14 protein-coding genes are annotated in these 19,653 nt (G+C 66.3%); 12 read left to right on the top strand and 2 right to left on the bottom strand.

The window, feature by feature from the left end; translation table 11 throughout:
• The first annotated feature begins 372 nt into the window (after positions 1-372).
• The 7 genes from CKO23_RS20410 (at position 373) to CKO23_RS20380 (ending at position 11,600) form a co-directional block, all read left to right on the top strand.
• Positions 373-522, top strand: a complete 150-nt coding sequence (locus CKO23_RS20410; RefSeq protein WP_200334232.1) for a hypothetical protein — start codon at positions 373-375, stop codon at positions 520-522.
• 141 nt (positions 523-663) lie between these two features.
• On the top strand, positions 664-3,012 hold the full coding sequence (locus tag CKO23_RS20405) for a hypothetical protein (protein WP_200334230.1): 2,349 nt from the start codon (positions 664-666) through the stop codon (positions 3,010-3,012).
• A 34-nt stretch (positions 3,013-3,046) separates the two neighbouring features.
• On the top strand, positions 3,047-4,933 hold the full coding sequence (locus tag CKO23_RS20400) for a GMC family oxidoreductase (RefSeq protein WP_200334228.1): 1,887 nt from the start codon (positions 3,047-3,049) through the stop codon (positions 4,931-4,933).
• 35 nt (positions 4,934-4,968) lie between these two features.
• Positions 4,969-6,516, top strand: coding sequence for a cytochrome c (locus CKO23_RS20395; protein ID WP_200334226.1), 1,548 nt, complete (start codon positions 4,969-4,971; stop codon positions 6,514-6,516).
• Positions 6,517-6,543: 27 nt separating this feature from the next.
• Positions 6,544-8,034 (top strand): cytochrome c, encoded by a 1,491-nt coding sequence (locus CKO23_RS20390; RefSeq protein WP_200334224.1) that lies wholly within the window; start codon positions 6,544-6,546, stop codon positions 8,032-8,034.
• Positions 8,035-8,191: 157 nt separating this feature from the next.
• Positions 8,192-9,850, top strand: a complete 1,659-nt coding sequence (locus CKO23_RS20385; protein WP_200334222.1) for a hypothetical protein — start codon at positions 8,192-8,194, stop codon at positions 9,848-9,850.
• 157 nt (positions 9,851-10,007) lie between these two features.
• Positions 10,008-11,600: a GMC oxidoreductase gene (locus CKO23_RS20380; protein ID WP_200334220.1), complete on the top strand. Its 1,593-nt coding sequence runs from the start codon at positions 10,008-10,010 to the stop codon at positions 11,598-11,600.
• 57 nt (positions 11,601-11,657) lie between these two features.
• Here the strand turns inward: CKO23_RS20380 and CKO23_RS20375 are convergent, their stop codons facing one another.
• A complete protein-coding gene (locus CKO23_RS20375) occupies positions 11,658-11,918 on the bottom strand; it encodes a hypothetical protein (protein ID WP_200334218.1) in 261 nt (86 codons plus the stop codon).
• A 209-nt stretch (positions 11,919-12,127) separates the two neighbouring features.
• Here CKO23_RS20375 and CKO23_RS20370 point away from each other — a divergent pair, with 209 nt between their 5' ends.
• Positions 12,128-12,547 (top strand): hypothetical protein, encoded by a 420-nt coding sequence (locus CKO23_RS20370; RefSeq protein ID WP_200334216.1) that lies wholly within the window; start codon positions 12,128-12,130, stop codon positions 12,545-12,547.
• An 854-nt stretch (positions 12,548-13,401) separates the two neighbouring features.
• Here CKO23_RS20370 and CKO23_RS20365 read toward each other — a convergent pair.
• A complete protein-coding gene (locus tag CKO23_RS20365) occupies positions 13,402-14,427 on the bottom strand; it encodes a PRTRC system protein D (RefSeq protein WP_200334214.1) in 1,026 nt (341 codons plus the stop codon).
• 1,829 nt (positions 14,428-16,256) lie between these two features.
• Here CKO23_RS20365 and CKO23_RS20360 point away from each other — a divergent pair.
• The 4 genes from CKO23_RS20360 to tnpC all read left to right on the top strand — a co-directional run bounded on the left by CKO23_RS20360 (position 16,257) and on the right by tnpC (position 19,532).
• Positions 16,257-16,832 (top strand): hypothetical protein, encoded by a 576-nt coding sequence (locus CKO23_RS20360; protein ID WP_200334212.1) that lies wholly within the window; start codon positions 16,257-16,259, stop codon positions 16,830-16,832.
• 87 nt (positions 16,833-16,919) lie between these two features.
• Complete coding sequence (locus CKO23_RS20355; RefSeq protein WP_200334210.1) at positions 16,920-17,795, top strand: DUF4338 domain-containing protein; 876 nt, start codon at positions 16,920-16,922, stop codon at positions 17,793-17,795.
• Positions 17,796-17,801: 6 nt separating this feature from the next.
• Entirely contained in the window at positions 17,802-18,020 is a 219-nt protein-coding gene (locus tag CKO23_RS20350) for a hypothetical protein (RefSeq protein ID WP_200334209.1), read from the top strand.
• Positions 18,021-18,044: 24 nt separating this feature from the next.
• Complete coding sequence (gene tnpC / locus CKO23_RS20345; RefSeq protein ID WP_200334206.1) at positions 18,045-19,532, top strand: IS66 family transposase; 1,488 nt, start codon at positions 18,045-18,047, stop codon at positions 19,530-19,532.
• Positions 19,533-19,653 lie beyond the last annotated feature (121 nt).

Below are 19,653 nucleotides of genomic sequence, written 5' to 3'. Positions count from 1 at the left end.
TTCAGGGTCCAACGGGTGTGCGACATGTGTTGTGCAGCGAGCGCTCAATCGAGGAGCCGGATGCGGTAGTCCCGCACGTCCGGATCTGTGGGAGCCGCGGGTGCGTAAGCACCCGCGGCCACCCGGTACCGGTACCGGTAGCGTGGGCGAGCGAGAGCGCAGTCCACCGAATCCCGCGCCAGCGTTGGTGGACTGCGCTGCGCTTGCTCGCCCTACAGAAGACGACTGGACCGAAGAATGATCGACGCCGGATTCGATTGAGCCGAGTCGCGGGCAAGTGCAGCGTCGTTCAGCATTGCCCGCGCCTGATCCTGGTGGACTTCGCTCTCGCTCGTCCACCCTACCGAACGTACTCGAGTGGAGATTGTTTTCATGTCCGCAATGACGAGCACGACGACAACGAAGACGCGCGTCTTGACGGATGAGGTTCGCGAAAGCCCGGTGGACATCCATCTGCAAAGGGTGCACCGCCGGATTCTCTGGGTGATCCTCTTTCTCGTGGCGATCATCATCATTCTTTAATAAGCGAAGTGAGAGCGGTCGCTCGATCCGTCCCGGACGCACCGAACCGGATGGAAAGGGGGCGTCGCATCCGCGCAGACGCACCTCGCGTCACGCCTCACTCAACTCGGAAACGCTCGTGTCGACTGGGAGACCTAAGACATGAAGAAGCTCGGAACCCTCATCGTCATCCTGGCCCTCGTCATCGGACTCTTCGTCCTGGTCAATGCACTGAAGCAGATGCGCCCCGCCAAGGACGAGGCCATGCTGGCAGGCAAGACGCCGGCGGATTTTCCCGAGACCGCCGAAGACTACTTCAAGGGGATGGACAACGGCGTCGTGCTGGATCCGGATCAGGTCAAGGGACGCAACACCTGGATGATCTGGACCGGGGGCAACGAGGCATTCTGGGACTGGCTCGCCAACAACAGCTTTGGCACCTTCGATCTGCTCAAGGCCATCAGTTCCTACCCCTGCGGGGCGGACGCCGTGGAGGGGTACGGCGGCTCCGAAGGCGCGGAGTACGCCGGCGGGAATGACATCGATTACAAGCGCTCCAGCAGGTTCGCCTATCTCGGCCTGATGAACGAGCCGGGGTTCGAGCAGGCGAGCAAGCCTGACGGTTACGGGCTGTGCCTCGATCAGCGCGTGGCAACGCCCGAGCCCTTCGACGAGGCCGTTTACGGCAAGGCGTCCGGCGTGCTGGGGCTGCGCCTCTATCCGAATCCCAACTTCGATCAGCGGGCGGCGGAGCATTGGGACGCCACGCGTTTCTATACGGATCCCGACTACTACTCCGACCCCAAGCTGCAGCGGCCCTATCGGGTCGGTATGGCCTGCTCCTTCTGTCACGTCAGTCACAGCCCGCTGAATCCACCGGCTGATCCCGAGGCGCCCGAGTTTGCCAATCTCTCGGGCACCATCGGCGCCCAGTATTTCTGGTTCGGCCGCATCTTCGGGGTCAATGTCGATAAGGACAACATCGTCCGGTACATCCTGGACAGCCAGAAGCCGGGCGCCGTGGACACTTCGCTCGTCCCGACGGACTACATCAACAACCCGCGCGCGATGAACGCCGTCTTCGATCTCCCGGCCCGTCTGAAGGCCGCGGAACTCTGGCACCAGGAGACCAGCACCGGCGGCGCCCTGGGCCTGCCCGAGGTCGCCGACCGGGGGCCGACCTTCGGCGTGCCGCATATCCTCTGGGAGGGTGCCGACTCGGTCGGCGTGGATGCGGCCCTGACCCGCGTCTACATCAACATCGGCGAGTATCACCAGGAGTGGATCCGCCACATCAATCCCATCATCGGCATCCGTCCGCAAAGCCCGATCACCGTCAAGGCCGCGCAGGAGAATTCGGTCTATTGGAACGCGACCCAGGAGCGCTCGGGGAACATGGCCAAATACCTCATCGCGGCCAGCGGCCGGATGCCGCTCGCGGAGGCGCCCGGCGGGGCGGGCTATCTCGCGGGCGATCCGGCGAGGCTCGATCGCGGCAAGACCGTCTTCGCCGAGAACTGCGCGCGCTGCCACTCCAGCAAGCTGCCGGACGACGCGCCCAAGCTCGATTGCGGCGACCGCGACTACCTGCAGTGCTGGCAGGAATACTGGGACTGGACGAAGACCGAGGACTTCAAGTTCAAGATGCGGCAGCTGGTCCAGGCCGATGACTTCCTGGACGGCAACTATCTCTCGACGGATGCCCGTATCCCGGTGACCCTGCTGGAGACTGAGATCTGCAGTTCCATGGCGAGCAATGCCATCGAGGGACACGTCTGGGACAACTTCTCGTCGCAGACCTATAAGGATCTGCCCGCGATGGGGCAGGTGGAGCTGGAAGATCCCATCACCGGACAGGCGTTCAGCTGGCAGACCCCGGGCGGCGGACGCGGCTATCAGCGCGTTCCGTCCCTGATCGCCATCTGGTCGACCGCGCCCTATCTGCACAACAACGAGGTCGGCCTCTTCAACAGCGACCCCAGCACCGCGGGGCGCATGGCGGCCTTCGACGACGGCATCCGCAAACTGCTGTGGCCCGAGACGCGTCCGGGCACCATCAACCGGACGCCCCAGGTGAGCTTTCTCAAGGCGGCCACGCAGACGCTGCCCTGGTATGCGCAGCCGCTGGTGGACGGGAACCCGGTCTCCGGTCTGCTCAGGTCCGCGCTCGGACTCGGTGGACTGGTCGAGGGCAGCAACATCGTGGTCGGTCCCATCCCCAAGGGCACGCCGGTCAATCTCATCTCCAACCTCAATGTCGACCTCGGTGACGAGGGCGTGGGTTTGTGGCGGATGCTGAAGTTCCTCAAGACGACCAAGCGCACCTACCAGGAGATCGCGCGCGAGGACCTCGACGAGGCGCAGACGACCGAGCGCCTGAGGGCGCTGGCGCCGGATCTCATGGCGCTGAGCGTCTGTCCCGACTTCGTCGTCGACCGGGGCCACACCTTCGGCAGCGACCTGCCGGACGTCGACAAAGAGGCCCTGATCGAGTTCGTCAAGCGGCTCTGACCTCAAGCCAACGCCGCCAGAGGGAGGCCAAGCCATGCAGCCGGACGACCGACGTGACGCGGAGCGGTCCACCGACGCCGAGCCGAGGTACGACTACATCGTCGTCGGCTCCGGCGCCGGGGGCGGGCCGGTCGCCGCCAATCTGGCGGAGGCGGGCTACCGCGTGCTTCTCATGGAGGCGGGCGGCGAGCCCGACAGCTACGACTACCAGGTTCCCGCCTTTCATCCAGGCGCCTCCGAGAACCCCGAGATGTCCTGGGAGTTTTTTGTCAGGCACTACGCGGACGAGGACCAGCAGCGGCGGGACTCCAAGTACAGCCCGGAGCACAAGGGCGTCTTCTACCCCAGGGCGGCGAGCATCGGCGGCTGCACGGCGCACCACGCCATGATCCTGCTCTATCCCCACAATACCGATTGGGACGGGATCGCCCGGATCACGGGGGACCAGAGCTGGCGTGCCGGGCGGATGCGCCGCTACTTCCAGCGCATCGAGAACTGCCGCTACCGCACCGTGCAGCGCCTCCTGCAGCGGATCCTGCGCTGGAACCCGAGCCGGCACGGCTTCGACGGCTGGCTGGAGACCAACAAGGCCGATCCGCGGATGCTGCTGGACGACAAGGCGATGGTGCGTCTGGTCGAGCGCGCCGCGAGCACGGCCCTCTACGAGAACGCCAATCCGCTGACGCAGCTCTGGCACAGCCTGCGGGGTCTGCTCGACCCCAATGATTGGGGGCTGATCAAGGGCGACCGAATCGGCTTGCGCATCACGCCGCTCACGACCGCGCGCGGGCGCCGGCTTGGGGCCCGCGAGCGCATCCAGGCGGCCCGGCGTGCTTTCCCGGACCGGCTGCACGTCCTGACCGGGGCCTTGGTCACTCGGGTGCTGCTGGACGCGAACCAGCGCGCGGTCGGCGTCGAGTACCTGCGCGGGGAGCACCTCTATGCGGCCGACCCGGACCGGCGCGACGCCGCTGGGCTCGAACCGCTCACCGAGCGCGTCGCGCGCGAGGTCATCCTGGCCGGCGGCGCCTTCAACACGCCTCAACTGCTGCAGCTCTCGGGGATCGGTCCGCCGGAGCTGCTGGAGCGGTGCGGAATCCCGGTGCGCGTCGCGCTGCCCGGTGTCGGGGCCAACCTGCAGGACAGGTACGAGGTGACGGTGGTCCATCGCATGAAGGCGCCGTTCGCCTTGCTCAAGGGCGCCACCATGAAGGGGCCGGATCCCGGCGAGGAGCCCGACCCGCAGTTTCGTCTCTGGGAGCAGGGACGCGGACCCTACACGACCAACGGCGCCGTGACCGCGATCGTCCGGCGCTCATCGGCGGCCGAGGCCGGCAAGGGGCCGTCGGACCTGGTGCTTTTCGGTCTGCTCACGAACTTCCGCGGCTATTTTCCGGGCTACTCGCGCGAGGTGCGTGCCGCGACCCAGTATTTCAGCTGGGCGGTGCTCAAGGGGCACACCCGGAACAGCGCCGGGACGGTCCACATCCGCTCCAAGGATCCGACCGAGCGACCGGAGATCAACTTCCGCTATTTCGACGAAGGGAGTGCCGGTGCCGAGGAGGACCTGGACGCGGTGGTGGAGTCGGTCGAGCTGATCCGCCGCATGATGCGCGGCGTCTCGGACCTGGTCGCGGAGGAGACCGTGCCCGGACCGCAGGTGCGCACCCGCGAAGAGATCCGCCAGTTCGTCAAGGACGAGGCCTGGGGTCATCACGCCTCCTGCACCTGCAAGATCGGCGCGGCGGACGATCCCAATGCCGTGCTCGACAGCCAGTTCAGGGTGCGCGGGACCCAGGGGCTGCGGGTGGTGGATGCCTCCGTCTTTCCCCGCGCACCCGGGCTCTTCATCGTCTCCGCCATCTACATGATCGCGGAGAAGGCCTGTGACGACATTCTGGCCGCGACACGCGCCGGCTGAGGTCCAACCGATATCGCTGGAATTGGGGGTTTGCCATGAGCACAGATGCCATTCCTGATCCGCAGAGCGGCAGTGGGTCTTTTGCCAAGGCCGTCAGACGCCTGGTGCGCTGGTTCTGGTTTCTCTTCATTCTCGCGATCCTGGCCGGCGTCGGGATTTGGCTCTACGCCCGCCTTACAGCAGACGTCCCGGTGGATTACGCGGAGACCCAGGAGCAGTTCAAGTACGGCTCCATCGGCAGCGAGCCCGGCGGCTCCGTCTTCGAGGCGGCCGGCGGCCTCCTGCCGCCCGAGCCCATCTTCGCCGTTCTCCCGCAGGTCTGCCCGGACAAGCTGCCCGGCGGCTACACCGCGCTCGGGCTCCTGATGGAGGAGGGGAGACCCTTCCCCATCGGCATCTCGCAACGGCGCCGTCTGGGCGTCGATCAGGTCGGACTCAACTGCGCGGTCTGCCACACCGGCACGGTGCGCAAGACGCCGGACAGCCCGCGCCAGATCCTGCCCGGAATGCCCTCGCACCAGCTGGACCTGCAGGGCTTCTTCCGCTTCGTGCTGGATTGCACCCTCGACGAGCGCTTCACCGCCGACAACCTGCTCGGCCTCATCGAACGCAACGGGACTCAGCTCGGCACCTTCGACCGCATCCTCTACCGCTTCTTCGTCATCCCACGCACCCGCGAGCAGACCCTGGTACTGGCGAAACGGCTGGAACGGATCATGGGCCACGAGGTGCCGGACTGGGGGCCAGGGCGGGTGGATACCTTCAATCCCTACAAAGGCATCCAGTTCAACTGGCCGCTGGCGCGGCTGCCGCTGAGCGAGCTGATCTCGGCCTCCGACTTCCCCTCGCTGTGGAACCAGAGACCCCGCGAGGGAATGTACCTGCACTGGGACGGCAACAACGACTCCGTCGATGAGCGCAATCTGAGCGCGTCGCTCGGCGCCGGCGTCACCCCCGTGACCATCGACCATCCCCGCCTGCAGCGCATCCGCGACTGGACCTGGACCCTGCCGCCGCCGGCCTATCCCTTCCCGATCGATCAGACCAAGGCCGAGCGTGGCAGCGCGCTCTATGCCCAGCATTGCACCGCCTGTCACGCGGACGCCCGCTTCGGTGAGGGCATCGTGAACGGCGAGCAGGTCGGGACGGTGGTGCCCATCGCCGAGATCGGGACGGACCGCCATCGGCTCGACTCCTACACCTTCGACTTCGCGGCCAGTCAGTACAGTCTCTATCCGGACTCCAAGTACCGCTTCACCCACTTCCGCAAGACGCAGGGCTACGCCAATCACCCGCTGGACGGTATCTGGGCGCGGGCGCCCTATCTGCACAACGGCTCGGTGCCGACCTTGCGCGCCCTGCTCGACCCGCCCGACGTGCGGCCCCAGCGCTTCTATCGCGGTTATGACGTCTTCGACCAGCAGGGGGTCGGCTTCGTCTCGGATGTGGCGGAGGCGGGCGGAATGGACTTCTTCCTCTACGACACGGCGGTTCCGGGCAACGGCAACGGCGGGCACCGCTATGCCCTGGATCTGCCGCCCGAGGACAAGGACGCCATCGTCGAGTACATGAAAACCTTTTGATGCGGCTGATCGCCGGAGGGCATGACGATGTCGAACACGTATCCGAGACCGGGCAAGTGGAAGCGCATCCTGGGCGTTCTGGTCGTGCTGGTGGCCCTTGGCGGCGGTCTGGTCTGGTGGACGCTCTTCCGCGAGCCACCGCAACAGCTGGCCGACGATTCCATGGAGGAATACTTCAAGTACGGCTCCATCGGCACCGAGCAGCAGGACGGCATCCCCTACTGGATCTGGCTGGTGCTGCCGAAGATGTTCCCCGAGTATCTGCCGGGGCCGGGCGGTCTGGCCTCCCTCGGTTTCGGTTGGGAACAGGGGCGCGAGCTGCCGGTCGGCTTCTCCAAGAAGGTCATCGGCTTCGAGCGGGTCGGCGTCAACTGTGCCGTCTGCCACTCGGCGACCCTGCGCGAGACGCCGGACGCCGCGCCGGTCATCTATCTCGGCGGTCCCGGCAACCGGGTCGACATCCTCGGCTACCAGCGTTTCCTCTTCCGCAGCGCGGCCGACCCGCGTTTCGATGCCTCCAACATCCTGATGGAGATCGGCCAGGTCTACAGGCTGTCCTGGATGGACCGGATGCTCTACCGCTTCCTCCTGATCCCCGCCACGCGTAAGGCGCTGCTGGCCCAGGCCGAGCAGTTCGCCTGGACCGACAGTCGGCCGGACTGGGGACGCGGACGCATCGACCCCTTCAACCCGGTCAAGGTGCGCGCGCTCGGGGTCGACCCCGGCGAGACCACGGGCAACTCCGACATGCAGTCCATCTGGAACCTGGCGCCGCGCGTCGCCAATGGCATGGCGCTGCATTGGGACGGACTCAACACGGACCTGACCGAGGTCGTCCTCAGCTCCGCCATCGGTGACGGAACCCTGCCCAAGGCGCTGCCGGTCAAGAAGCTGACGGCGCTGGAGAAGTGGCTGATGGCGCTACCCGCGCCGAAGTTCACCGAGCGCTTCCCAGTGGACAGCGCATTGGCCGCGGCCGGCGAGCCGCTGTTCCAGGACCAGTGCGCGCGCTGCCACGCCATGACCGGTGAGCGGACCGGCCAGGTCATGACCATGGACGACCCGGATTGGCAGGTTCCAGGCGCGGACGCGGGCGGCCGGCCCGCGCATACGGACGCCCACCGTGCCGAGATGTGGACCCCGGAGTCCGCGGCGGCCTACAACGACTATGCCGCCGGCTACGACTGGGACTTCGACTATTTCCGCTCCACCGGCGGTTACGTCAACGTCCCGCTGGACGGGCTCTGGCTGCGCGCGCCCTACCTGCACAACGGCTCCGTGCCCTATCTGACCGATCTGCTCGAACCGCCGGCCCAACGCACCCAGGTCTTCTATCGGGGCCTCGACGTCTACGACCCGGAGCGCGTCGGCTTCATCGCCGAAGGGCCGGACGCCGAGCGTCGCGGCAGCCGATACGACACCAGCGTGATCGGCAACAGCAACCAGGGGCATCTGTGGGGCACCAACCTGGGCGCGGAGCAGAAACGGGCGTTGGTCGAGTATCTGAAGACGTTATAAGTCAGTTGTCAGTTGGCAGTGCTCGGTGGGTGGGAGCGGCGCCCCGCCGCGACCGGGCGTCGCGGCGGGGCGCCGCTCCCACGGCGCTCGAACCCGAAACCGCGCAGCCGCAACGACTGACAACTGATAACTGAAACCTTCCCCAAGGAGATCCGCCATGAGCACACATCTGAAGTGGTTCCGTCGCGCGGTCTGGCTCGGCATCCTTGGCGACTGGGTGCTGACCCTGCCGGTGATCTTCGCGCCCGAGGCGGTGCTGGATTTCCTGGGCCTGCGCGCGACCCATGATCCCGTCTGGACGGCCTTCGCCGGCCTGCTGGTCTTCCTGCTGTCGCTCTTCTACATCCCTGGCGCGAACAAGCCCTATCGCTACAAGCTTAACGCCTGGTTCGCGGTGCTCGCGCGGCCTCCGGGCGTGCTCTTCTTCCTGGTCCTCTACCCCGATCTCTATCCACCGCTCGGGATCTTCGACGCCGTCCTCTTCCTGCTTCAGTTCCCGCTTCTGCTGCTGGTGATGGCCAAGCGCCCGGCCGAGGAACCCGCAGACCCGACGCTCCAGGCGCCGCCGACGGACCGCAACGCACTCTGGCTCAAGCGCACCCTTTGGGCCGGCATCGTCGCGGACCTCGTGCTCGGGCTGCCCGCCATCTTTTGGCCCGAGAAGGTGCTGGACCTCATCGGCATGCGCCAAACGCTGGACCCGGTCTGGACCGCCTTCGCCGGACTCATCCTGGTGCTGCTCGCCATCTTCTACATCCCCGGCGCCAACCAGCCCTATCGCTACCGCTTCAACGCCATCATGGCCGTGCTGGCGCGCCCGCCGGGCATCCTGTTCTTCTTCTGGCTCTGGCCCGACCTCTACCCGGCCTTCGGCTACCTGGATACGGCGCTCTTTCTCGCCCAGTTCCCCTTCCTGGTGATGACCCTGCAGCTGATCCCGGAGCGGCGTTTTCGCGATACCCAGGTCTTCGACTACCGCGGCACCAGCTATCGCGCGGTCAAGGAGGCCGCCTTCAGCGGCCCTTACGAAACCCTGCCCTTCCACAAGGGGCTGGGTCCGAGCACCTTCCTGCAGTTCCTCAACGACTCCGCCCGCAACATGCATGACCGGCGCGACATCCGACCGCGCTACGACAAGCTGATCCATGCCATGGGCGTCTGCTACGCCGGCATCTGGGAGATCGACACGGACTCGCCCTACACCGGCTACTTCGCCAAGGGCGCCAAGGGATTGCTGGTGGCCCGCGCCTCGGTTGCCGGTCCGCTCATCAAGCAAGGGCATTCGCGCTCCTTCGGGATCGCCGGCAAGGTCTTCCCGACGATGGATCCGGATGCCTGGGTGTGGCCTGGCAACTTCGTCACCGTGAGCGACCTCAGCGGCTCGCGCGCCCCCCATGTGCTGGACATCGAGATGACCAACTTCCCCAAGGTCGGGACCAGCCCGGTCGCCATCCTGATCAACCGGGTGATCTTCAGGCTCATGGACACAAGACCCGGCTACCGCCAGCTCTTCCCTCTCTCGACGCTTGGGGTCGCGCCCGGAGACCCCGTCGTCACGCCCGATCTCATGCGGCTGCGGCCGGCCGCCGGCACCCCGCGCGTCAATGCCAGGGACTTCCGCGACGAGATCCGGCTGAGCGGCTACCCCGGCGGCAAGCTCGTCTACGACATCCTGGTCAAGGACTTCGGCTACCAGGACTGGAAACGCATCGGCACCATGACCTTCACCGAAGACACCGTCTCCGAGGGCAGCGACAAGCAGCTCCATTTCTGGATCCCGCGCGACATCCCGAACCTGCCGAAGCCGGCGGGCTGAGGCGCGGCCGCCCGATCCGGTGGGAGCGGCGCCCCGCCGCGACGAGCGCGCAGACGGCTGCGGCGTCTGCTCCATGCTCCGAGGTAGCAGAATCACGGCATCAGCGTTAGCACCAAAGAGGATTGCTCCCTAACCCGCGCCCGAGGAGGTCATGGTCATGCCCGAACGCTTCGATGTCATCGTAATCGGGACCGGCTTCGGCGGCGCCATCACGGCCTGCCGCCTCGCCCAAGCCGGCGCACGCGTGCTGATCCTGGAGCGCGGGCGCCGCTGGACGCCCGAGACCTACCCGCGCCGCCCCGGCGATCCCTGGCTCTACTGGCACGACCACCCGGACAAGCACCACGGCTGGCTGGATGTGCGCCTCTTCCGTGGCATGGCTGTGGCGCAAGGCGCCGGTGTAGGCGGCGGCTCGCTGTGCTACTCCAGCGTCGTCATGGAGGCCGACCCGGAGCGATTCGCGGAGGGCTGGCCGCCCGAGATCACCTACGAGGCGCTCAAGCCCTACTACGACACCCTCGGGGCCATGCTTGGCGTGCAGCCCATCCCCGAGCGCCAGCGCACCCGCCGCTACGAGCTGCTCCGGGGGGCCGCGGAGAAGCTGGGATACGCCGATCGCGTCGAGAGCGTCCCCTTGGCAATCGCCTTCGATCCGGACTACCACTACGACCTTCCAGACCCCATCGATGCGAAGCACTCCAAGTCGTTCGTCAATGCGCAGGGCGTGCGGCAAGGCACCTGCGTCCACCTCGGCAACTGCGATATCGGCTGCGACGTTCAGGCCAAGAACACCCTCGATCTCAACTACATCCCTGCCGCGGAGGCGAGCGGCGCCGAACTGCGCGCGCTGCATAAGGTTCGCTATGTCGCCCCGATTGGGCAAGGCTACGAAGTCTTCTGGGATGTGGTGGGGGAGGGGCGCCTGCGGCCGGGATCGGCACAGGCGGACCGCGTCGTGGTCGCCGCCGGCTCGCTGGGATCGACGGAGATCCTGCTGCGGAGCCGCGACCAATACGGCGCCTTGCCCGGCATCAGCCGCCGACTGGGCAGCGGTTGGAGCGGCAACGCCAACTTCCTGACTCCGGCGACCTATCCCGAGCAGGTCGCGGTCGAGCAGGGCATCGGCCCCACCATCTCCGCCGGCCTGAATTTCATGGACGGAAAGATTCAGGGGCAGCGCTTCTACGTCGAGGACGATGGCTTCCCGAACCTGCTGCTCAATGCCCTGGGCGTCGATTTCGGTGGCCGTACCGGGCGGCTCGCCAAGGCACTGCGGACACACCTCGCCCGCGGTCTGGACGAGAAAAACCCCGCGCGCCAGGTCATGGTCTGGCTGGGCGAGGGGTTGGACGCGGCCGACGGCCGCTTAAAGCTGCGTCGACGTTTTCCCCAGCTGTGGAAACGCGAGCTGGACCTCGACTGGGACGTCAGCCGCACCAAGCCGGTGATCGAGGCGATCCTCGACATGCATCGGCGCCTGACCGAAGCCGGCGGAGGCCGGCTCCACGTCCCGCCCTACTGGCAATTGCTACGCGGGCTGATCACCGTCCATCCGCTCGGTGGCTGCCCCCTGGGTGAAGACATCGAAACCGGCGTGGTCGACCACCGCGGCCAGGTGTTCAACTACCCGAACCTCTACGTCGCCGACGGCGCCATCCTGCCGCGTCCGACCGGTCGCAACCCGTCCATGACCATCGGCGCCCTGGCCGAACGGGTCGCGGATCTCATGGTGAGCGGCGAGGCTGGCTGAGGCTCGGGGCGAGTCTATGATCGCAGCCGAGTTCCTTTTTCTCAGCCGCGACCAGCCCTATCGGTCGGGCTCGGCTTCGGGTAGATCGAAGCGCACCTTGTCGTAGATGTCGCTCAGCGCAAGCGCGCAGTCGATTGCGTCGAGGGGGACGGATGCGTTCGTATCCGTATGTGCTTCAAGCAGCCAGCGGTCGTCCGGTTGGCGGGTGAAGACGTCGACTGAGAAGCGGTCTTGGGCGATGAGCACGTATTGCGCGAGTTCCGGGAGACCCCGATAGACCGCGAACTTGCCGCCGCGGGCATACCTCGCCTTCGCCACGCGCATCCGCAACGGTTGCGCGGACGGGGCATCGCAGCCCTACGAAGGCCAGATCGGAGAGGTCGCCAGGAAGCTGGCCCTCGGGGAGTTCAGACCACCTTCCTGGAGCTAACCCGGCCCCGACACTCCGTGTCGGGGATCTTGCGGCGCACCGCGTTGTCAGGGATCTCAGATCCCTGACAACAGAACCACTCAGAAAGGACACATCGATGGCGCATATTTTTCATTTCGGCGCCGCCACCAATTCTGCCCGCAACCGCGGGTTGACCGATGCACTGGGAATCGCACGTCCGCTTGAGTGGCGCGTGCTCGGCCTTGACGACCCAGCCTTCATCTATCGGGGCGTCATCGCTCGCCCGCATGTCGCGCTACTGGATGATGGGCGAGGGACCTTGCGCATTGTCCATCTCAGTCACGGCGCACCGAACGATACTCCGACGCTCGCCGACCGGGTTGCGGCCCGCTTTTCGGCGCACATCGCCGCAGGGGCGCTGCGCGGGCAGGGGATCGACACCACACGCGAGGTTCGCGTGCTGTTCGCCGATCGACAGCAAGTCGCGGTCGAAGCTCTCGTCAACGAGGCTTGCCATGCGACGCTTTGTTTGCGTCTGAGCGTGCTGGTTGGGTGACGGCCATGTGCGTGCCTCGTTGCGATGGGTCTTGACGTAGGAACTGTCCGTCTTCTACGTCCTGATTTGAGCCTGATGACGAAGCTCTGCTTCATGAATCCTCAGGCTGCGCCAACGTTTCGTGAAGCGGAGCTTCATCGCATGGGTCACGCAGCTGGAGCTGCGTGACCAGAAACCGGGAGGCAATTGATAGACGGCTACGTAGTGTCGCGCGGCATCGATCGAACGCAAGATCTCAAGAGGCATTGCCGTACCTGGAGGTGCGCCGGGCTTGCCGGAGTGGTGCTGAAAAGGCGGGAACAGAGCGCTGACGCAGCGGGGTTTAGCGGGCGCTCAAATCCAATGGTCAGGGTGTGATGAGGAGAGGATTGCTTTGGGGCACCGAACCTGCCAAGGGCGGGCCCATATGTCGCGATCGCTGCTGGCCATGGAGCGCGCGTTGGGCAGGAGCCCTTCAAAACCAGCGGAGTCCTGAAGGCGCGCTGCAGCGCCGTAAGGCGGCCGGAGATTGGCCGCGCCGGACCACCGCGGCGGCCAATCTGACGCCCGCGTGTCTAGTCGCGGGCGTCAGCTTGGAGCGCGGCGGAAGAACACATCCCCCATGGCGGCCAAATCTCCCAACGGCGCCGTCTCTTCCGCAATCACCATCGCGTTAGCCGGGGAGGGGGCACGTGCTTCTGCGAGGCGTGCGCTGCCCCCCGCAGACCCTCCGTCACCGTCACAACGCAGGCGATGCTCCAACTCGTCGAGCAGACGCGCGGCCCAGTGCCCACGCTCGATGGTCTGAAGCCACGCGAACACATGCGGGTGCCGTCCGGCATTGACCCGCATGCGCAAGTCCACCTTCCCGGACATTACGCCGCCCTCATCCGCTGTTGGCTTGCCAAGACCCAGCCAGCGTGCTGGAAGCCCCGTACATTCGAGAACGATGGGTCATCGACGATGAGCACGCGGTGGTCGGGCAGTACCTCGCGGACCAGCGGCTCAAAGAAGCGGGCCCCACCCCCCATCAGGTACACCGCGTCGATGTCATCGCCCTTGCCCACGCTGTTGTGCAGCTGCTGCACCCCGGCGCGCAGGCGATCAAGGGCTGCCGGCAGATGTTGGGTCAAATCATACTCCCGGCCCGCGTAGCGGAACTCACCGGTGCGCAGTCCCCGGTCGAGTGCCGTGAGGTTGTCATAGACGGCACCGTTAGCGACACCGACGGCCTCGGCGAGGGATTGCAATAGGACCGACACGCCACAGGGCACACTGCTGGAGAGCTCGGGGCGCGTAGTAAGCCCACGTGCAACCACCCAATCGAGCGTGTAGTAGCCGGGATCGATCAGTAGGAAGGTCCGTTCCAGTGTCGTCGCGTTGCGCTGCTCACGGGAGAGATGGTCGAGCAGGCCACCGATTGGCTGAGCCAACACCTCCACGCGCTGAACCTGGACGGAGGGTCCGTCGGGAAAGGTATGCGTTCCGGTCGCCAGCTCGCGCAGGCACTCGGCCTTCTTCTCGAGCAGCCGGACGGGCAGGCCGAGGATGAGGTAGTCGATCACCGACTGGCCCATCTGTGCGAGCGAGCCGAGTAGCAAGGCGTGGTACTGGTCGGTGCCGACATAGTCATCGTGCAGCACGCGCTGGACACCGTGACGCCCGAGCAGGATGTCGGCGTCGGGACCGACTTCGTAGATCGTGTCGCGGACCTGCACGCGGGTGGTGTGTCGTGCACTGAGCCCCTGGGTGAGTTCGACGCGCGGTGCCGCTGGGGCGAGCGACTGGAACGCCGAGCAGTCGATGCGTCCCGTACGGTGATCTGCATCGACCACGTACTTCGTGAAGCCGTAGCCAATGTCGCTGGATCGAACGATCGGAAAGGATGGCGCCTGTGCCATGAGAGATTCTCCAAACAAGTGGATCAGTAAAGAATGAAATTGATGCCGACGTGGCAGAAGGAACGCCAGCAACGCTGGCACGGCACGCAGCGACGGGGCTACGAGAACCGCAGGTACAGGCGACGGCGCTAGAGCCGCGGGGTGGCAAGCCTCCGGGGGCGGAGCACAAGCCGTCGTTCCAGTGATGCACGCGGAGCGCGGGCATCGCGCGGGTCGCAATGATGCTGTCGGAGCAGCGTGCTCCGGCGACCTCGTCCTCAGAGTCAATCACATCACGCTGCTGCAGGCAAGCACGGCGCGGCTCACGCTCGGCTGTGCGTCGGCTATACGTCGGCGCATGCTCGGCGATGGTAGCGCCGAACCGGGCGGGAAGCCGAAGGATCGGCTATGCGTCGGCTATACGTCGGCGCATGCTCGGCGCTGGTAGCGCCGAATCGGGCGGGAAGCCGAAGGATCGGCTATGCGTCGGCTATACGTTGGCTATACGTCGGCTCGCGAGGGTAGACGCCATCAGTGAATAGGGTAGGGCGCCGCATAAGCGCTCGCGATACCTGTCGGGTCGACCCCTCGCCGACAGGACGCGCGTCATGGCGACAACCTTTTCAGCCCCGAGGCCGTCGCGCTGCGGGTCGCGGCGACGCCCCTGCGCCAAGTCCCTACGACGACTCACCCGTGTGCGGGATGCGCGTTGGGTATCCCCTGCGCGCCTTCGGGACGGCGCCCCTTCGCCACTGCGGCGCTACGCCCGCGCCCACACCGACCCGGGGCCGCTCGGCGTCATGCCCCACGGAATGGTGCCCGCACAGGTCAGACGGCGTAAAATCCGAACCAGAGGGATTTTTTCGGGGGGGAATCGCGAGTAGAAAGAAGCGCTTGCGAAAAATTACAAAACACAAAGCGACACAAACTACAGAAAATGCGCCTTGCGCGCGGGCCGGAAATCACCCACACTTTTACCATCGTCGACCTGCGGGTCACGCACGGCGCCAGCTCAGCGCCTGACAAGCAGAGCATGAGCCCACACCAGTCCCTGCCGTCCGGGATCCCCTCCCGAGACCGCACCTCAGACACCCGCGTCGCGCCTGTCCAGGCGTCCCGCATCCGACACTGACGGTGAGCTGCATCCGCAGCCCCCATCCACACGATTCGCTCCACCCGACGACCCTGCAGGGTCACCGGTCATTGCGCGCTGCGCGCGACGACCCACCGAAGACCGGATTTGCGCCACTTCACACACGCGATCAGGCTTGATGGCGCGTGACATCGCCGGCTTCGGCCCGATGTCCGCGGCTCGCAGCGGGGGTTGGTACAGCCTCGTCATCCATCACGGCGTCGACATCCGGACACCGATCTCCCCTTTCGGGTTCGACCACGCGCGTTGCGCGCCTGGTCCACTGCGGCGCGTCACACCGCCGGGGTGCCGAAGACTCAGCACTCAAGGACCGTACGACCTGATACCCCTCTTGCGCGCGGAGGCGATCGCGCGACACATCGACGGTGGGCTTACTCCTTCACACCACATCAGGAGACCGAGACCGCATCAGACCCGCACGACACGACACACGGACAGAGCGGCACCCCAACGCCTCGGGGCGACCGCGCCCAGCGCGCGCCCAGGACGCTCAGGCGTGAGCGCGCCTGCGCCTGTCCGACAGCGACCAGGATGGACAGAGAGCACCCGATGACCAGGCAGCCCCCCACGCCCGGCGGCACCCGCGCGCGCAGCGTTCGCGCTGGAGCCCGACGAAGCCCCCCGCGCGGCACTCGCGCAGCTGTGCGCCGAAATCCAAGCGGCGCACCAGGCCTGTGGCGAGCTGGACGCCGTGACCTTGGCCGAGCAACTCGGACTCGCCCGCGAGCTCCATGCCGCCGGCCTGCGCGTGCAGCACCTCGCCGGGCTGTGTCCGCAGCATCTGGCGCACCTGCTCGACGCCAGCGTCACACACGGACTCCCAGCCCGGTTGGCGTATCGCCGGGCGCGCCTCTTCGAGGCACTCACCCACCTGGGATCACACCCGCGTGGGCTGCCGCCCCTCATGGAGGTGTTCCGCGACCCGGCGCTGGCCGAGTACGAGCGCCCGCTGCGCGATGAGGACGTGTGCTGGGAGCGCTTGACCGCCCAGCCGCAGGATCTCCTGGCGGACCCACCCGCACCCGGGAGGACGCACCGCACCCAGCGCGAGCTGGCAGGATCGATCGGGCGCCTGCACAAAACCTCGCCGTTGATCGGCAAGCATGCCCGGCGAGAGAAGACCATCGGGCGGAAGACCCAGTACGAGCGCCGGCGCGCGCACTACCTCTTTGCCCGCGAGCTGCGCGCGCTGGGCCATCGGTTGCCCAATATCCGTGTAGTTCCGGCAACCGTGCGTGGCACTCGACGTCTCATCTGCGAAGATCAACGATAGGGGAGCCATCAGCCGATAAGGCAGGCTGATGACCCCACAACTGATTTCTGCGGGACACGAAAGAACGAACCAGATACAACGTCGCGCATGGAAGCGACACCGACCAACAAACGCTACAGCGGACGGGTGTTCGACGCCGCGGCGCTCGAACACGTGCGCGGTATCTTGCGGGCGCATGCCGGGGCCAGCCGCCAGCAATTGAGCTACCGGGTGTGCGAGGCGCTCGACTGGCGCAAACCCGACGGCAGCTTGAAGGACATGAGTTGTCGGGTCGCGCTGTTGCGCCTGCACCGCGAAGGATTGATCGAACTTCCGGCGCCGCGGCGGCGCTTTGAGCCGCTGCGATCGTATGCTCGGCGCACGCCGCAGGGCGAGCCCGGCGCGTGGCTCGAAGCGCCGTTGAGCGCACTGGGGACGGTGCGCCTGGAGCTAGTCGAGCGTGCCAGCAGCGCGTTGTGGAACGAACTCATCGAGCGCTACCACTACCTCGGCTACAAGCCGCTGCCGGGGGCGCAGCTGCGTTATTTCGCCTACGCAGGCGAGCGCTTGGTCGCGGTGCTCGGCTTCGGCGCGGCGGCCTGGCAGAGCGCCCCGCGTGATGAGTGGATTGGCTGGAGCAGCGAACAACGCCAGCGCAACTTGGGCGCGGTGGTCAACAACGCCCGGTTTCTGATTTTGCCCTGGGTACGCGTGCCGCATCTTGCCAGCAAGCTGCTGGGGTTGGCGGCGCGCACGTTGCCGGCACACTGGCAGGCACGTTACGGCTATCGTGCGCTGCTGCTGGAGACCTTCGTCGAGGCCGCGCGTTTCCGCGCCACCTGCTACCAGGCGGCGAACTGGGTGTACGTCGGCGACACCCAAGGCCGCGGCAAGCTTGGCGATCACCGCCTCGGCCAGGTACCGGTGAAGACGGTGTGGCTGTACCCGCTGGTAGCGGACTGTCGCGCACGGCTCTGCCGCTAGCAACCCATGTCGCAGCCCAAGCCCGAGCAGATCGAGGCGAGCGAGGTCGAACGCTTGGCCGCGCTGGCCGAGCAAGGCCAACTCGACGCCGCCGAGCAGCGGCGCGTCGCGCCGTTGCTGCGTACCCTGGTGTGGTTGCAGCACACGCTGCTGGAGACCCGCATCAGTCTGGCAAAGCTCAAGCGTCTGCTGTTCGGCAAGCCCACCGAGAAAGCGCCACGCTAGCCGCCTGATGAGCCGCCCCCAGATGTGCCGAATGATCCACCCGGCGCGCACCCTGGCGACGATGTCGATGCGCAGGCAGGCAACGCCGCGCCCAGCGGCAGCGATGCCAAAACCACAACCGCTACCAGCGCCGTCGACCCAGACCCAGCCGGCAAGCCAGACAAGCCGCCGCCACCGGGTCATGGTCGATTAGGGGCGGCGGACTATCCCGGCGCCGAGGTGCAGTTCTGTGCCCATGACGACCTGGTCCCCGGCGCACGCTGCCCGGCCTGCGAACGCGGCCAGCTGTACGCCATGGCACCGTTGGTGGGCCTGCGTTTCACCGGACAGCCGTTGGTGGCGGTGACGCGCTATGACATCGAGCGTCTGCGCTGCAGCGCCTGCGGGGCGTTGTTCGTCGCGCATCTGCCGTCCGGCGTCAGCCCCGAGCGCTATGACGCCAGTCTCAAGGTGATGCTGGCGGTCGCGCATTATCATCTGGGCCTGCCGTTTCATCGCATTGAAGCACTGCAACAGATGCTCGGACTGCCGTTGCCCGACGCAACGCAATGGGATCTGGTCGAGCCGGTCGCCGACGTCGGCTACCGGCTCTACAACCACCTGCTGTGGGTCGCCGCTCAGCAGCCGCTGGTCTACCAAGACGATACCGGCGCGCGCGTGGTGTCGTTGATCAAGGACAACCAGGCCGAGTCGGCGTCGGCGCGCAAGGCGATCTACACCTCGGTGCTGCGCTGTGTCGGCGAACACACGATCTGCCTGTTCTTCACCGGTCGCCAGCATGCCGGGGAGAACCTCGATGACCTGCTGGCGCTGCGCGATGGCGCGCTGGCACCGATGCTGTGGATGTCCGATGCGCTTGCAGCCAATACGCCCAAGCGCCATGGCGAACGGGTGGTGGGCCTGAACTGCCTGGTGCACGCGCGCCGCCAGTTCGTCGACATCAAGGCGTTTTTCCCCAGCGAATGTGCACACGTGATCACGGCCATCGCCACGGTCTATCACCAGGAGGCTCAGTGCACCAAAGCCGCGCTCAGCCCGCTGCAACGTCTGGCCGCTCATCAGGCCCACAGCGCCCCGGTGATGGACGCGCTCAAGCGCTGGATGCAGCAGCAGATCACCGACAAACAGGTCGAGCCCAACAGCCGCCTCGGCCAGGCATTCAATTACATGCTCAAGCGCTGGCAGGCGCTGACGGGGTTTCTGCGCATTCCCGGCGCGCCGTTGGATAACAATCTTGCCGAGCAGGCGCTGAAGCTCAGCGTGCGTTACCGCAACAACAGCCTGTTCTACAAGAACCAACACGGCGCCTTTGTCGGCGACGTGCTGTGCAGCCTGATCGAGACCTGCCGGCTCAACGGGATCAATCCGATCGACGACTTGATTGCCTTGCTGAACAACCGCTCGGCGGTGTTTGCCAATCCCGCAGATTGGTTGCCGTGGAACGTCCAAGACGCACCAGCCGCCCGCACGCAAGCGCCGTCGTTAGAGTCTGTTCATAAACGTTTTTTGTAACTACTCAGGTGTCCCAGTCCGGCCCTCGGCCGCCGACTACGCGAAGCGCGGCTGAGGCGGGGTGCCCTGGAAGGTCAGGGTGAGGGCGTTGAAGAGATTCGCCCCCTGCTTGTGCATGGTC

This window comes from Thiocystis violacea, assembly GCF_016583565.1.
GTDB classification, from domain to species: Bacteria; Pseudomonadota; Gammaproteobacteria; order Chromatiales; family Chromatiaceae; genus Thiorhodococcus; species Thiorhodococcus violaceus_A.
The sequence above is the reverse complement of the archived record's forward strand: the minus strand, read 5'-3'. Positions and strand labels throughout refer to the sequence as shown.